Source organism: Paenibacillus sp. AGC31 (assembly GCF_057334655.1).
This window is the reverse complement of sequence record NZ_JBHFJH010000032.1, coordinates 31,991-46,288: the sequence shown is the minus strand read 5'-3', so window position 1 is coordinate 46,288 and position 14,298 is coordinate 31,991. Positions and strand designations below refer to the sequence as shown.

At 38.6% G+C, this 14,298-nt stretch carries 22 protein-coding genes and 1 pseudogene; 1 reads left to right on the top strand and 22 read right to left on the bottom strand.

The genetic code is table 11. From position 1 onward, the window contains the following. Positions 1-94 precede the first annotated feature (94 nt). From ACE04G_RS19870 to ACE04G_RS19860, 3 genes are all read right to left on the bottom strand, one after another. Positions 95-1,033, bottom strand: coding sequence for a hypothetical protein (locus ACE04G_RS19870; RefSeq protein ID WP_449004382.1), 939 nt, complete (start codon positions 1,031-1,033; stop codon positions 95-97). A 15-nt stretch (positions 1,034-1,048) separates the two neighbouring features. Beyond that, positions 1,049-1,819: a methyltransferase domain-containing protein gene (locus ACE04G_RS19865; RefSeq protein WP_449004381.1), complete on the bottom strand. Its 771-nt coding sequence runs from the start codon at positions 1,817-1,819 to the stop codon at positions 1,049-1,051. Positions 1,820-1,885: 66 nt separating this feature from the next. Then, positions 1,886-2,056, bottom strand: a complete 171-nt coding sequence (locus tag ACE04G_RS19860; RefSeq protein WP_339307947.1) for a class I SAM-dependent methyltransferase — start codon at positions 2,054-2,056, stop codon at positions 1,886-1,888. Between the two features lie 157 nt (positions 2,057-2,213). Here ACE04G_RS19860 and ACE04G_RS19855 point away from each other — a divergent pair, with 157 nt between their 5' ends. Continuing rightward, entirely contained in the window at positions 2,214-2,663 is a 450-nt protein-coding gene (locus tag ACE04G_RS19855) for a DUF1569 domain-containing protein (RefSeq protein ID WP_339307945.1), read from the top strand. Positions 2,664-2,770: 107 nt separating this feature from the next. Here ACE04G_RS19855 and ACE04G_RS19850 read toward each other — a convergent pair whose 3' ends face one another. The 19 genes and pseudogenes from ACE04G_RS19850 to ACE04G_RS19760 all read right to left on the bottom strand — a co-directional run bounded on the left by ACE04G_RS19850 (position 2,771) and on the right by ACE04G_RS19760 (position 14,208). Further along, on the bottom strand, positions 2,771-3,274 hold the full coding sequence (locus ACE04G_RS19850) for an HAD-IA family hydrolase (protein ID WP_449004380.1): 504 nt from the start codon (positions 3,272-3,274) through the stop codon (positions 2,771-2,773). Positions 3,275-3,381: 107 nt separating this feature from the next. Then, entirely contained in the window at positions 3,382-3,516 is a 135-nt protein-coding gene (locus ACE04G_RS19845; protein ID WP_449004379.1) for a hypothetical protein, read from the bottom strand. A 12-nt stretch (positions 3,517-3,528) separates the two neighbouring features. Further along, positions 3,529-4,008, bottom strand: a complete 480-nt coding sequence (locus ACE04G_RS19840) for a DinB family protein (RefSeq protein ID WP_449004378.1) — start codon at positions 4,006-4,008, stop codon at positions 3,529-3,531. A 35-nt stretch (positions 4,009-4,043) separates the two neighbouring features. After that, positions 4,044-4,832 (bottom strand): AAC(3) family N-acetyltransferase, encoded by a 789-nt coding sequence (locus ACE04G_RS19835; protein WP_449004377.1) that lies wholly within the window; start codon positions 4,830-4,832, stop codon positions 4,044-4,046. Between the two features lie 84 nt (positions 4,833-4,916). Continuing rightward, the gene (locus ACE04G_RS19830) at positions 4,917-5,453 is read right to left on the bottom strand and encodes a phosphotransferase-like protein (RefSeq protein ID WP_449004376.1); all 537 of its coding nucleotides are present in this window, start codon (positions 5,451-5,453) and stop codon (positions 4,917-4,919) included. 54 nt (positions 5,454-5,507) lie between these two features. Next, positions 5,508-5,990, bottom strand: a complete 483-nt coding sequence (locus ACE04G_RS19825) for a DinB family protein (RefSeq protein ID WP_449004375.1) — start codon at positions 5,988-5,990, stop codon at positions 5,508-5,510. 30 nt (positions 5,991-6,020) lie between these two features. Further along, positions 6,021-6,677 carry a DUF4367 domain-containing protein gene (locus ACE04G_RS19820; protein WP_449004374.1) on the bottom strand — a complete coding sequence of 219 codons (657 nt, stop codon included), beginning with the start codon at positions 6,675-6,677 and terminating at the stop codon, positions 6,021-6,023. A gap of 39 nt (positions 6,678-6,716) precedes the next feature. After that, positions 6,717-7,271, bottom strand: a complete 555-nt coding sequence (locus tag ACE04G_RS19815; protein WP_449004373.1) for a helicase — start codon at positions 7,269-7,271, stop codon at positions 6,717-6,719. Between the two features lie 182 nt (positions 7,272-7,453). Beyond that, positions 7,454-7,981 (bottom strand): YfiT family bacillithiol transferase, encoded by a 528-nt coding sequence (locus ACE04G_RS19810; RefSeq protein ID WP_449004372.1) that lies wholly within the window; start codon positions 7,979-7,981, stop codon positions 7,454-7,456. Positions 7,982-8,281: 300 nt separating this feature from the next. After that, the gene (locus ACE04G_RS19805; RefSeq protein ID WP_449004371.1) at positions 8,282-8,683 is read right to left on the bottom strand and encodes an NUDIX hydrolase; all 402 of its coding nucleotides are present in this window, start codon (positions 8,681-8,683) and stop codon (positions 8,282-8,284) included. Positions 8,684-8,806: 123 nt separating this feature from the next. After that, a complete protein-coding gene (locus ACE04G_RS19800; protein ID WP_449004370.1) occupies positions 8,807-9,163 on the bottom strand; it encodes a hypothetical protein in 357 nt (118 codons plus the stop codon). Positions 9,164-9,249: 86 nt separating this feature from the next. Further along, positions 9,250-9,774 carry a P-loop NTPase family protein gene (locus tag ACE04G_RS19795; RefSeq protein WP_221825149.1) on the bottom strand — a complete coding sequence of 175 codons (525 nt, stop codon included), beginning with the start codon at positions 9,772-9,774 and terminating at the stop codon, positions 9,250-9,252. A gap of 199 nt (positions 9,775-9,973) precedes the next feature. Then, positions 9,974-10,177: a helix-turn-helix domain-containing protein gene (locus ACE04G_RS19790; protein WP_036670472.1), complete on the bottom strand. Its 204-nt coding sequence runs from the start codon at positions 10,175-10,177 to the stop codon at positions 9,974-9,976. A gap of 102 nt (positions 10,178-10,279) precedes the next feature. Next, positions 10,280-10,681, bottom strand: a complete 402-nt coding sequence (locus tag ACE04G_RS19785) for a GNAT family N-acetyltransferase (protein ID WP_449004369.1) — start codon at positions 10,679-10,681, stop codon at positions 10,280-10,282. Positions 10,682-10,814: 133 nt separating this feature from the next. Further along, positions 10,815-11,036, bottom strand: a complete 222-nt coding sequence (locus ACE04G_RS19780) for a helix-turn-helix domain-containing protein (RefSeq protein ID WP_449004368.1) — start codon at positions 11,034-11,036, stop codon at positions 10,815-10,817. A 265-nt stretch (positions 11,037-11,301) separates the two neighbouring features. Further along, positions 11,302-11,955, bottom strand: coding sequence for a lysozyme inhibitor LprI family protein (locus ACE04G_RS19775; protein WP_449004367.1), 654 nt, complete (start codon positions 11,953-11,955; stop codon positions 11,302-11,304). A 205-nt stretch (positions 11,956-12,160) separates the two neighbouring features. Further along, positions 12,161-12,811, bottom strand: a complete 651-nt coding sequence (locus tag ACE04G_RS19770; protein ID WP_449004366.1) for a DUF4304 domain-containing protein — start codon at positions 12,809-12,811, stop codon at positions 12,161-12,163. Between the two features lie 216 nt (positions 12,812-13,027). Continuing rightward, positions 13,028-13,561: a GrpB family protein gene (locus ACE04G_RS19765; protein ID WP_449004365.1), complete on the bottom strand. Its 534-nt coding sequence runs from the start codon at positions 13,559-13,561 to the stop codon at positions 13,028-13,030. A gap of 188 nt (positions 13,562-13,749) precedes the next feature. Next, positions 13,750-14,208, bottom strand: a pseudogene (locus tag ACE04G_RS19760) (VOC family protein). Positions 14,209-14,298 lie beyond the last annotated feature (90 nt).

The following is a 14,298-nucleotide window of genomic DNA, read 5'->3' as shown; positions in this document are numbered from 1 at the left end:
TGAACTTCATTTCTTCTACTCGGATTTGTAATGTTTCTCATATCACATCACTCCTCTCACGTTGTTGTGCAGGCCTCTTGCGACTTAAATCACCTCATGCTAAACCTTTGATTTCTGATAATTTAGGAGTATGTTTCACAAGGTCCGCTATTTCATAAGATGCATTATCTGCTAATGCATCTTTAACTGCCTCAGCCCCTCTTGTCTTCCAGATCGAATATATCCATTTGGAAAAGCCATGTGCCTTCATGTGGTGACCACGTTCCTCTATCTGCATAAACAATTTCACACTTTCCTCATACTTTTCGATATCCGTTAAAATACATGCCAAATTGTTTAACGCAATGTTGATATCTCTCTGCGAATTTCTGGAGACATTAAAATCCTCCCAGCTGCCGACCACTTTATCTTTTCTTGAAATCCGTAGTGCTCCATCATTCATTTCATCAATCCAGTCCATCGTTTCGTTTACAAGAGCTTCGACGCCCACCAAATCCCCGGCATGATACAGATAGACCAGACGCTGTTTGTTGTATGTAATTCGGGCAAAAAGAATATTGGACCATGTCTCATCTTCTTGTATAAGCTGGTTCATATTTTCAAGCACACTGTCCATTTCACTGTATCTCTCCAAAACCCAAAGCGAACCACCCAAAGCCCGATGGCTCTCGAATCGAACACCTCGGTTGGTATCCAACTTCGGAGCATGATCGCAAGCATATTGGTACCAGTCCATCCAATGATCAAAGTAGTTCCCCAGAGATAACGACAACGCTTGTGTCGAATCCGAAACGATCCAGTGTAACTGCTCCGGGGCGAGATTTTCTTTCCCCCATTTGAAGAATTCCCGGTGATTGGCATAAAGCGGTTTCGGCTCTCTTAACAAGGCATAACCATCTGAAATATTCCAGTAGACCCAGCCTTGTTCATGGACAGACAATTTCCTGGATTGTTCGAAGTTTTTCAGTAACTCAATCATACCCTGATGATCCCCTCGAACTACTAATTCCTGAAAAGATTGAACGATATTCATCCCCATTCTCCGTCCCTAATTAGTTTCAACCCAGCATGTCAATGGCTTCGTGCCGCAAGCTGTAATGAAATTCATCATGGCATAGGCTTCCGGCGAATGATTTATCGCTTCAGAAGCTTGTTGCAGCTGAGCAAATTCCTCCGAACTGATCACACCTTTTTCAGCAAAATGTACAAAACGATTAAGATTAAACTGGTGCTTAAAGCCTTCTATGCCTAACAGATCACTATGTTGAAGGACAGAATCAATGTCAACATCGATGTATCCGTTCTCAGAAAGGAGACGCGGCAGACTTCTACCAATTAAACGATTACCGCCGTGTTGTGCCACATAATCCGAAATTTTCATTAATACCGTATGCAAAGCAGGAACATCAGGATTCACTGCTCCAAAAACGCCGTCATCCACATCAATAATGGCAAGACGGCCGCCAGGCTTCAGTACACGATATATCTCTTGTGCAGCTTCGTTTGGATTGTTCAAGTGAAGAAAGATCAGTCTTGCCACGACAAAATCAAAAGAATCATCAGGCAGATCCATCTGGTAGATGGAAGACTCTACAAATTGTAATCGCTTGGAAGGAATATCTTTCAGCCGTTCTTTGGCTTGTGCTTGCAGTGAATGATCAATCTCAAGTGAGGTAAGCTCGCTGTCCGGCAGACTGTTCAATAATTGCTCTGTAATGTAACCTGGTCCGCTTCCGACCTCCAATACACGGATTCCATTTTTCAAACCATACCATTCTAGATTTCGGAACTCTTTGGACCACCCCATTATCGCCTGCATCTTTAACCTCTCTAATTCCTCTTGTAAACTTAAAACTGCCGTTTGGATACTGTATGTTGAACATCCTTATGATTCAATTGTTCCCCTGTGGCTTGTCCCACAACCAATCTCAAGAATGGAATCCTCTTTATTAAGATTCAGGTATGTAAAAATATCATCAAACATTTCACTCGGATAGACGGGTCTATATCGTTCATATTCATCTGCTACGAGATTAAACGTTTCCTTATTTTCCAAGTTCGCATCCTCCGATTTCAATTGTGGTTTTCCTATAATTCATTGACTAAACTTACCATATCTTATTATTCTTGATAGTAAGAGGATAAACCTTTCAATAAGAGAATGATGATAGTTTAAGTTCAAATTTTATATCCTAGAGGACTGAGGTGTTCTTGTGAAAAGCATATTTGATACGATCAATGCTGCTGAAATTACAGAGCGCATGGCTCAACTTAGTGAAAACTCCATCCCTGAATGGGGCACGATGCAGGTGTCTCAAATGCTGGCTCACTGTTCAGCATTTCATGATATCCCCTTAGGAAATGCTTTTCCACCTAGAGGATTACTTGGTAGACTGATAGGACGGTTTGCAAAACCAATGTTTTATAATGACAAGCCCTTGCCCCATAATATGTCTACGATCCCGACAATCATTATTGATGACCAACGACAGTTTATGGCAGAAAAAGAAAAGCTTGAGCAGCAAATTAATATCTTTCAACAAGGTGCTTCAGAAAAATTCTCCCGCCACCCCCATCCCTTCTTCGGAAAATTAACAGCCGAGCAATGGGGTAAAGGCATATACAAGCATTTAGATCATCATCTAAAGCAATTTGGAGTTTAGCGGTTATGCACGGTGTGCCAGTTATGCATGCTGTTCTATTATTCTCTTTCATGGACTGACGAGTTCAGCAGGTATTATCCGGAACTTATTGGTTTCTGGATTACATTCTAAATTAGCAATGACTCAACTTCATTAACCCAATCTCCTTCTTTGTCAGCCAGTAAAGTCTCCCAGCCAAGTAGCTTAGCAGAATGTAAATTTTTCTCTTGATCATCTATAAATAGAACCTCTTCTCCAGCTACCAGGAAGGTTTCTACTCGTTGGTATATCTCAATCTCAGGTTTGCATAAACCCACTTGATTAGAAATGGTTACACTTTTGGTAAATGAGCTTAAACGGCTCAGATTCGGCTCAATCCATTCCTTACAATGATTGCTGAGTAGATGGATATCTGCGAACTCACTCCATCGCTCAAGGTATTGAGCGGCTGGTAAGGGAACAATTGAATTGTATAAGATGTCCTTCGCTCGGCTTATTGATAATTCGGGATACATCTCCTTCAACGATTGCCAGAACTCTTCTTCCCTCATCATTCCTGTCCAGAGCTTTCGTTTGATTCCTGCAAAATGTACTTTCAAAGATTCTGCCGATAGGTTGGTTTCCTCACTCATATCTTTCCAGCACGTCAACGACATATTACTTAACAAAACCCCTGCGATATCTAAAACGATTTTATCGACCCCCAAGTCATCTAATACGACGTATAACAGACCTCAAGTTACTTAAAAGCGTCATGTGGAAGGACAGCATACACACCCTTAACGCCATTCACAATTTGAGTGATACGCAGGTCAATTACCGCGCTTCCAAGTGCAATCGCTTCCACTCGATCTATTCCGTACAACTCACCCATCTGCTTAATCCTTTACGCTTCAAGGTTGGCAAGATATTTCTTCAACGGTTCCATATGATGCTGGTCATGCCATATAAAATCTTTAAGGTATTGGGGAATATAAAATACGTTCCCCTCTGCGTCCAAATACGTGTGATGAAGCTGCTCTTCCGATAACACCCGAATGTCATTCATAATTTTATGACGGTACGTGATAGCCTTATTTACGATTTCGGACGTCTCAGTGCGGTTCCCGTACTCAATAGCTTTGCGATTAAACTCTTCAAAATTCATATGTTTCAACGTAACTGTCTGCTTCAGAGCAATCTTCTCAATCGCTTCCTTGTAAAAATATCGATCCCATAACATCACATGACTTACGATTGATTTTATCGTCCACTTCCCTTCTTCCATGCTGGAATTCCAGGTCTTCTCCTCGAGATGATTCATCGTCTTGACAAACAACGCCCATTCTTCAAAAGTTTGAAGCAAATGTTCAATTTCTTTGGTCATGATTACATTTCCCCCTTCTTTCTTTTTGAGATGATTCACTGCTCTCTTCGGTTCCGATTCATCCATCCCAAAGCATAATCAACCATCTCTCTTTGGGGTATCAGATAACTCACAGCCCCCCCTACCATTCCTTCGGTAACAGCGTTAGTCTGGATCTTAAACTCATTAAAAATCAATTCAAAATCATCTGATTCATTGTTAATATCATTGTATGTAGTCCATTGCTCAAGTCCATCCACCAGCATTTTTACTCCCCAGACTTTTGGCTTAACAAATGAATTCTGCTGTTTATATTCGGCCAGGTGCAAGGAGGTGTTACTATTTGTAGGCGCACCAAGTAACAGAATGTATCCACTCAAATCATAGATTTTTCCTAACGGAGATTTCTCATTTAATGCATAATGCAAGTTGTGATCTTCCGTTATCCGTTTTGCCTCTTTCCCCCAGGCAGCAAAAGACATGTGCGGATGTGAGCTTCGTAACACACCAACTTGCCTCCGAAACACCTCAGGAATGATGCCCATATACGAGGTTGGGGTTAGATCAGGATAATAAATAGGCATATTGTCTTTGATGAACTCAATTTCCGCTGAAGACAGGTTCGCGTCATGCTCTGAAGGTTCACAAAGATGTTCTGTTTGAGTGGGCATGACAATGGTTCCATTGATTCCAACGGCTTCTTCCAGAGCTAAAATAACACTTACCGGACCGCCTATAACCTTACCTATTGCTTTGAAGGAGGAATGAACGATTATCGTCATGCCATCCCTTATCCCCATTGCCTTTAAATCATTAACTACACTTTTTCTTGTTTGTAACTCCATTGAAATCCTCATTTAATCCTCCAGACCAAAGCAGACAAAGTTGTTACTAGATATCGATTCCACTACAGCTTCGTAATATAATTTTTACATATTTTTCAATGGTTCATGATGGGGCTTGAACAGCGCTGCAATAATCTTCTCCGCACATTCTTCCGGTGTGTTCATACTTGTATGAACCGAATAGCTATAGTTGATGTTTTGGGCCATGATTTGATGCTGTTCATCCGATTGCTCTTCTCTGCGATCACCACGTTCAATGTTCCGCTGACGACGATATCGAGGACAGTGCAGTTCCACAATATCCAGTGGATACCCTTCAAAAATCTGTTTGACTTGTTCATAATGCGGCGTGAGCTCTGGTCTTTCCACAAGTATGCCATCGATCAGAACATGCTTGCCATGGTCTGAAAATACTTTTGCCGTATGATACATCATTACAATCGCTTCACTCAGATACTTCCAGTAATCCGTCTGTAGATGTTTATCACCGATCGTATTTTCAAATAAATCATTAGCCACCACATAGAAAAACGGATCATCGTATGATTGCATCGCCTCTACAATCGAAGTTTTACCAGAGCTGGTTACACCGTTCAAAAATATAATTTTGCCTTTTTCCATGATAGTCATCTTCCTTTGCTTAAGTATAATTTTATAAACGTAATACAGCATGTACTACGTGTTTTTCATTGATTTTTTGAGCAGCATGATCTGACCAATATGATAGGCGTTATGAATACATAGATTTGATACAACTCCCCACCATGGCGCGTTGAAATAAGAAGGGATTTCACGTGTCAATTTATGTTCTTCACTATCTTCAAGTGCCCTGTTCCAATCACTAAAGACGGTTTTCAGTCTATGTAATGTCTTGCCCCATTCCACATCATTCAAGTTAGACAGATCTATGTCGAATGTATCCTCATTATTCACTGAATTCTGCCCGTTGACCTGTTCGGCAATATATCTCTCAAGCCACTTCTCATTCCAGAAAATAAGATGATTGACGATCGCCCAAATGGAAAGCTCCCCCTCATTCTTTACATAAGCGGCTTCCGCCGCATTGAGGTCTGTCAAAATATCATGAAGCGGAATAAACCAGCTCTTGTCATGATAACAGGCGTTTAATTGGTCTATGAGAATAGTTTTGTAACTCATCGTTGCACCTCCCTCAGATAATATAAAAATTTATAAGTTCATTGACTTCGCAATCTTCATCACAAGATCTTCTGACATGTTTCCGCCAATGATCTCGTATTGCAACGCCTTCCCATGCACATCCTCTTCGATCCATACCAATTGGGAAGTTTGGTTATTGAAAATATAAAATGCTTCGACGCCACGGATGGCTGCTTGTTTAACCTTAGTACCATCATGATCAGACAATGCGATCCGGCTCTTTGTTGTCCCGAAAATATTAAGTTTATAACCACCATATTCTTTATAGGTGATGCTGATGCCCACAACCTTCTTATTGGGCTTCAAGTCGCGTATCACTACATTTCTGCCTGACCTGTTACTTTCTTCAATCATTTCATCGATTTCTTGCGGAGTTAAATTATCAAATCCATAAAATATATGAATGGCATCTATATCAGAATCAATCGGAATTTTCGGCTGCCATGGAGAATAATGTTTCTGCAGTTGTTCCAAACCGTCTTCCCATGGAATGGGTGCATAATTGGTCTGTTGTGTGAATTGATTTTCTATAACATCTGCGGTATAAATCGCCTTCCCGTCACCAGGCTTTAAGTCAATGACGATTCGGTCAATCGCATTATCATTGCGTAAGGATTCAATTTGAATCTTTCCAAGCACATCTCCGCTTTTGTTTTTGATATCCATTGATCTTCACTCCTTTCCTTTCAAAACATCTTCCCGATCCTAATACAATAGAAGCTGAGACCTACAGAAGATAAAACGATCATGAGGACTCCAAATATGCAAATCGTCGGCAAGATATCCTCGTAACCATAACTTGTCGTTTATTCGTCTGAGATAAAAACCTTTTGGAAATTCATTATCCTCCGTAAGGGCTGCAGATGCTATCGTAATGGAGCCGGACGGAGCTTTGTTACCCTCTGAAATATTGGTAGAACATATCTCAGGCTGATCTAAATATTGCATTCTTAGATAAGGACCTAACTCAACCGGACAACATTCCAACCCAAGATCATTTGCTCTTCGAAAGAGCTGAAAAGTCGTAGCACCATCCGAAAATCCAAGTTGTCTGACGGTCAACTCAACCGTTTGCAAGCTTCGCTTTGTACTGGAAACTATAAATCTCTCATCATTTAACAACTGTTCTCCATATTTATTCAATAAAATAGAGTGTTGGTCCAGTTTCTGTATAAGCTGTGGTTTTGTTAATCCGCCGACGTCTACTATTCTTATTTCAACTGCGCAATCAGGGTATACTTTTTCATCTTCAATCAACATCCGTATCCCCCTAATCAAGATTACTTCTATTTGACTTTATATTTAAAACGCAGTCACTCATCTAGTTCTGAATCCGTTTACATACTAATCCTAGGTAATTGATAGCAGCAGCCCAAGGCTCCTCAGAAATTCAATTCACAATTTCCCATTATGTTACCTCCACACTTGAGATGTATAAAACCCTACCACCTCTGCGATGTTATACAAGATTTAATTTGAGCAATATGATGCTGCCCGTGCCATACAAATCTTTGAAGGGCGATATCCAATGAAATTGTACCTAACACTTCTGTTCGGAGTTTTCGTCTAAACTGATCGAGATGTAAACTATACAACAGCGTGAGAAATCGCTTGTGCAGTATCTCCATCAGCAAAATTGAATCTTCGATGGGCGTATTCCTGTAATCATGTAATGATGCCCATAAATCCTCTCGATATGAGCTTGCCATCGGTTCATCCTCAGTTAATGCTCTCTTAAATCTGATATAAGCGTTCATGTCATTGTCCGCAAGGTGGTGCACAATCTGTGTAATCGTCCAACCGCCATCACGATAAGGAGTACAAAGTTGATCATCATTGAGATGTTGTGTAATCTCTCTTAAGGTCTTCGTAATTCCGGGAATTTGACCTATGATGTGGATTCTTTCCTCATTAGAGAGTTTAAGATTTGGCTCAAAGTGTCCTATCGGAAAGCGTATATTTTCATCCAAGGTTGACCACCTCTCTCCATTTCTCTACTATAGAACCAAATCATATCCAATATAACCCACAATGTTCCATTTGCGAAGTATAAAAGCAAAAAAGAAGCAACCTTTATTCTCGGGCTGCTCCTTATATTACACTACTCTCATATCTGTATTTGGATTAGAAAACTAGCACAATTAAACCTGAGTTACGAAGGTACAATTATATAAGAAGCGCCCCTATCTTGGGTAGAATGGTGCTTGTCTAGAACATCACCAACCAAGAGAGGAGCGACTTTATGGTGGAGTCTACCATAATGAGTGACCTTATTCTGAAAATTCAATCAAAAAAGGATGGCTTTGCTCATCTAATGCATTATGAATTCTGTTATAGAAATTCCCCCATGTTATCATCTGCCCAGCTTCTTCTAAAGTAAAGTAGCCCACCTCTTCACTTTCATCACTGGTAGTTAAAGCTCCACCAATCGGTTTTCCAGTAAATATATTGTTGCATACGCCTCGCGTTATGTTCTGATACAATCCACAAAATTTAATTAATTCAATGTCAATCCCTGTTTCCTCTTTCACTTCTCGAACTGCTGCCTGCCTAATAGTCTCTCCTTCTTCAACACAACCTTGAGGCATTTCCCAGCCTCTTCGGCCTTTCATAAGTAAAATCTCATTATGTTCATTGAGAACGATTACACTAGCAGAAACGATAAATTTCATTCTAATTCCTCCTATGGTGGTTTAAATAACCACTCTTCCTCGAATGGAATAGCTAAATGCCTAGAACTGAAACAAAATCTTGAGTTGTTAATTGCTTTTCAACCCATACAACAAACTCTATGATTATTCACGAAGTCTCTGAACACTATTGAGAAAATCTTGTTGAAACTCATCTTTAGAACTGCCAAAGAAGAAATATACATGTTCATTTATTAATTCCATTGTTACTTTTTCATCAAGGAGATTAGCAAGCGTTTTCAAATCCTCAAGGATCACCTCCCACGTTTTTCGATGTATTTCGTTAAATGCATAATGATCATATCCAGAAAATATATTTTCTATTGATTTCTCTATATAGCCGAATACTTCCTCATCAAAGTAAATTGAGTCCTCATTCCAACATTGCCCAAGGTACTTCCCGGGTAAAACTTCAATATAACCAGTTCCTTCAAGTTCTTCCCTATCTCTTATTATCTTCATCGTTCACCCTCATTAAATAGTTTCGTCGATTTCACATACTTTTCTGTATATAAGACCCAGCGTATGCTGGGTGTGTGAATGCGGAGTTATGTGATTTCACTGCCTTCATTGAGTAAACTTATCATTTGCCTGTTGGTTTTTAAGATTATCACTTTGTCTTTATAAGGGGACAAGAAACTACAGATTTCTTTCCGATTTGTACTATTGAATTTATGATTCCAAATAAGCATTTCAATTAGTCCTCTTAATGTTTGCTTGTATATAGATCTTTCTGCGCCTATTCTTTGTTTAACAAATCTCATGATAATTCTAAAATGTCGAATCAATACATTAGTGTCTAGGTAATAAATTACATCTGCTCTTGAAAAGCTATCAGAAAGCCATTTATAATATACTCCCTCTACAATCCAACTATCATTATCAATTATTTTATGTAGTAATTTATCTCTCATGTCTGGAGGGTTCTTTCCTGAAAATTCCACTCTACTGCTCCACATGACTGTATCCAGTTCGTAATATTTTATATTTAATTTCTCTGATAAAACTTGACCAAGATATGTTTTCCCGCTACCGGTTGAACCTATAATATGAATTCTTAAAGGTCTAGACATAATTAGCTTCTCCTCTTTAATTTATTGCAGTGATTTCTAATCACCTTCCTGTTTTTATGCAGTTCAACAAACTCGGAGGCGTCTACCATAATATCAACTTCGAAATCCACTTAGCAGACCTAGGCTCCGTTAGGAGCCGTTGCTTTATGTCATACGACGGAATCTCAACTTTGAGTAACCAGCAGATGTTATCATCCCATCATTGATCTGCTATATGCTCCAATAGATCTCCAGGCTGGCATCCCAATGCCGTACATAATTTATCAATTACTTCTAAAGATACATACTCATTCGTATTGAGTTTTGCCATCGTTGCCGATGAGATCCCCGTGATTTTTAATAAATCCTGCTTCTTAATCTCCCTGTCAATCAATAATTTTTGAAATGGTTTATAACTTATCATCTGGTATCCCTTCATATCCGAATTGAAGCTTTATATAGGACCTTCTCAAAAACAAATCCATCTATAATCAATTCTTATCTGATCGAAATCTTTACTTCAATGCTATACCATATCTGAAATAAACATGGCTTTTGTTCCTTCTTCTGGCTTAAATCCAAATAATCCATAGAATTTTTCTGCACTATCATAGGATATAAGCACTTTTGTTTTGAAATTAGAATATCGACTAAGCATTTGTTCCATCATTCTCTTTCCAATTCCTAATGATTGATATTCTTTATGTACTAACATGTAATGAAAATATACTGTCATCACGCCGTCAGACAATGCATTTATTAAGCCAACTAATTTGGTATCATCCCATGCTGTTATAACCGTATGCGAGTTGTATATTGCTTGTCTAAGATCTTCTGGGAAATCTCCTGATTTCCAGTCCACCGAGTGAAACAGTTCTTGAATTGCTTGTGTATCAATGTCTTTTACTTCTTTGAAAATGATTGTCATAATATTGCTCCTATGCTTGTTGTTTTGATTGGGAGTATTGGATAACGTTTCTGTATTCTTGAACCCAAAGGGGGGACTGCTGAAATTCCTTCTCAAAATCTATCCACTGACCAAGGCTCCGGACCTTCACTATTTATTTTTCTCCTGGTACGTATTCGATCAAATCAGATAATTTACAATTAAATGTATCGCATAGCTTGAATATGGTTTCCAGCTTTGTTGTTTCTATATTTGTTTCCCTATAGAGCTTATTGATCGAATTCCGACTTAAGCCCGATTTTTCCATCAATTCAGTTATATCATCTATTCGATGTTCTGCCATGAGTTCTCGTATATTACACTTGATTATGTTCATCTTTCCCCTCCGTAATTCTATCTTCTGGGGTTATATGACCCTCTTTTTCTATTGTTTTTGATTCTGTTGTATAACGTCCTGCACGTTCACGAAAATACCCAGCCTTAGATAGCTCTTATCTTAGGCTGAGTCGTGTTTTCTGAGTGTTCTTCCATGATTATACATCTTACAACCAAAGGGTGGTATCCCTACAGCTTGAATACATTGTTATGTGCCGTTACTGCTTTGAAGCATCACCTAAAAACCTTTAATCCAGATTCCAACTCTATTTTTTACTTTGGTATAAAAACTCAACTTCACCATCTAGCAAATATCGATATTCAAATAATTGCATTGTTCTTTCCCTAATTCTCTCCCGTATAACCATGCCTAGGCTTACCGATCCTTTTGATCCAAGATAACCATTATTAATAAATGTCTTCTCTACAAATTTTGTTTCCTTTAAGTGATACTGTAACCATTCTTTCTGCGATTCAATTAGTGCTTCTCTTGGTTCTTCATCCAACTTAGAAAGAAGCTTTTTATATATTTGATTCAACTCTTTATCCCAAATCTCTGTATATTTGCTTTCCAACGCCCCCCATACCAATGTTGTAATAATCTCTTTGGAATTTTGAAGTTTATTAAATTCCACTTCATAATCATGATCTATAGGATTTCGAAGCATTTCATCATAAAAATCTCCAGTCAAATCATAGTTCCCAATACTCATGGATAACACTTGATTGTTAGAAGGATCTGATTGACCTTCAGTTATTTCTTTCGAGTCTGTTCGATTACCTGTACTCACTACATCAGGAGGCAGTTCAGAATTCATTATTGATTTAGTTTCGCTGTTCATGGTAGTCAATTGACTACTATTTTGGCAAGATGAAAACACTATCGCAATAAATAATAAGAAGAGTATCTTACCTTTCATAAATTATCTCCTTAAATATTATCTTTGATATTTACCGATAATGGGGCATAACGTTGTTGTATCCATGACCCTCCCACCGACTTAAGCGACCAATTGGAGCGACCGCGATGCGGTTAGTCTTAAGGATGTGTCCGCTAGTTCTCTCCCCTGCCAATTGCTTCTCGCGGACCGTGGAGCCTTTAGGCGCCGAAGCACGGATATTATGTTAGAAACTCCCTAGACCTATGGTCTTAAAGTCCTTAATGAGTCCTTTTGCTTCCCCAATATTATTTAATCCCCATTGAGCATAAACTTTCGCGTCCCTATCATTACCTAGAAATTTATGCGTTCGTGCAATTAACAAAACCAGCCTTAAATCAAGTGGAGCTCCAAAATCTTCAATCTTCTTAGATCTAGCTATTATCTCGGCCAATGAAATTGATGTAATCATCCTAGGATCATTAAATTGAGAAAAATAACTCATTCCTTGATTCAAAAACAACTTTTTCATTTCATTTATAGTAACTATTGCATCATACTCTGTTTCTCCGTATTGAAACCATCTTTCACGCTCCACAGTAAAAAATCTCTTCAGCCAATTTGCTTTTTTATTAAGACGTTTTCTGAATTCACAATCATAGGTCGTGATTTCATTTGAAGACTTAAATTCACCAATAGAATTAGGAAGAAAATCTAGATGCACCCCCATCTCCATAACACAAGATCCACCGGATTTATCTGCCTGAATCACCAGAGTGTAAATAAAGTGATTATCAGTTGTCTTCACAAAATGGTGATCGGTTCCCATAAACCCAACCTCATGTAGTTTTGGAACAAAATACACCCTAATTAGCTTTCTAAAATCTTTAGTATTCACGTTTTCATATCCTTTGTAAGATTTCCGATAACGTTGTTGTATTCACAAACCCGAGAGCTTAAAGAGCACCAGCGATGGGTCGAAAACTTAGCCTCGTAGGAGTTGTCGTCTGATACGACTTCCTCGAAACATCTCTGGCAGGCCAAGGGGCGTTAGCCCCGCAGCGTGAATAATTTGCTATCGGATGTTTTAATCCCATTGAGCAACCTACAAGTTCTATCCATATTCATTAAGTACTTTATTTACAAATTCGGTCTTCCCATCCGTATAAGACTGACGATTTTCTCCATATTTAATAGCAAGTTCTTTCTTTAGATTGCCATATTCGACTACAAATTCGGGATTGCTAATTAGTGCATCTCTGAAGGATATATGTCTTAATAACTCTTTGCTCTCTTTATTACAAACATATAAATGATGTTTAGGTTTCTGTATTTTTACTATACTATAAGGAACATTTGCATCTTTTCTTGCAAAAGCTTCTCTGTTCTCAACACCCAAATTCCCTTCATGATAGTAACCTAAACTTTCTAATCCTTGAATTACATCTGGAAGCAAGTCCATAGAATCAATTACTACATCAATATCTAAAATAGGTTTTGCCGCTAGTCCAGGTACTGCGGTACTACCAACGTGCTCAATTCTAAGTACTAGATCCCCGAGTCTTTGTTCTATGATGGATTTCAGATCAGAAAACATTTCAGGCATTTCATTGTTGTAATCTTCAATAATTATTGTTTTTTCACTCATCCTTGAGATGCCCCCAAAAAATAAAGTATTTACGAATATTTCCGATAACGTTCCCGTATTCATGACGCCTGACGTATGCCAGGTGTATCCGCGACTGCCCGGACCGAAGACGAATCCTCGATGCGTGGATATTATGTTATCTGATTCCGGCACTTCTTTTGAAACATCCCAATAGTAAGTTCTTTAACTCATCTCTTCAAAAGGTCTTCCCATTCTTCAATTGATAATTTATTAGATATATTCTTTAAGTTTTCAGGGACACTTACAAAACACATTAATTCTAAACTATTTCCATCTGGATCATTGAAGTAGACCGAAGCATTTCCCTGATTAGGACTAACAAATGGATCTATTGAATCTCTTTTTCCAAATGGAACAGGCTCTATTTCAATGTTTTGAAGCCATTTCACACTGTCTCGAAGATCTTCATAACTCACTCGAAATGCTATATGCCTTAATGATGGATGATAAGAAGTTTTATGCTCTTTGCCCTGTCATAGACCGACCCAACTCTTTTCTTTCTCAATCCAGAAGAAAGCTGTATCTTCATCTCTCCAGGCCAGCTCTAATCCTAATTTAGAATAAAATTCGATTGATTGATGTAAGTTACTTACTGGTAAATGTGCTTCATACAACCCAAGTATCATATTTTCTCCTTTCAATCTTGCCAGTTTCAGATAACGTTTTGTATTGGCGGTGTCTCGACGGGCTTAGGGACTGGATGTGGTCACTCGCTT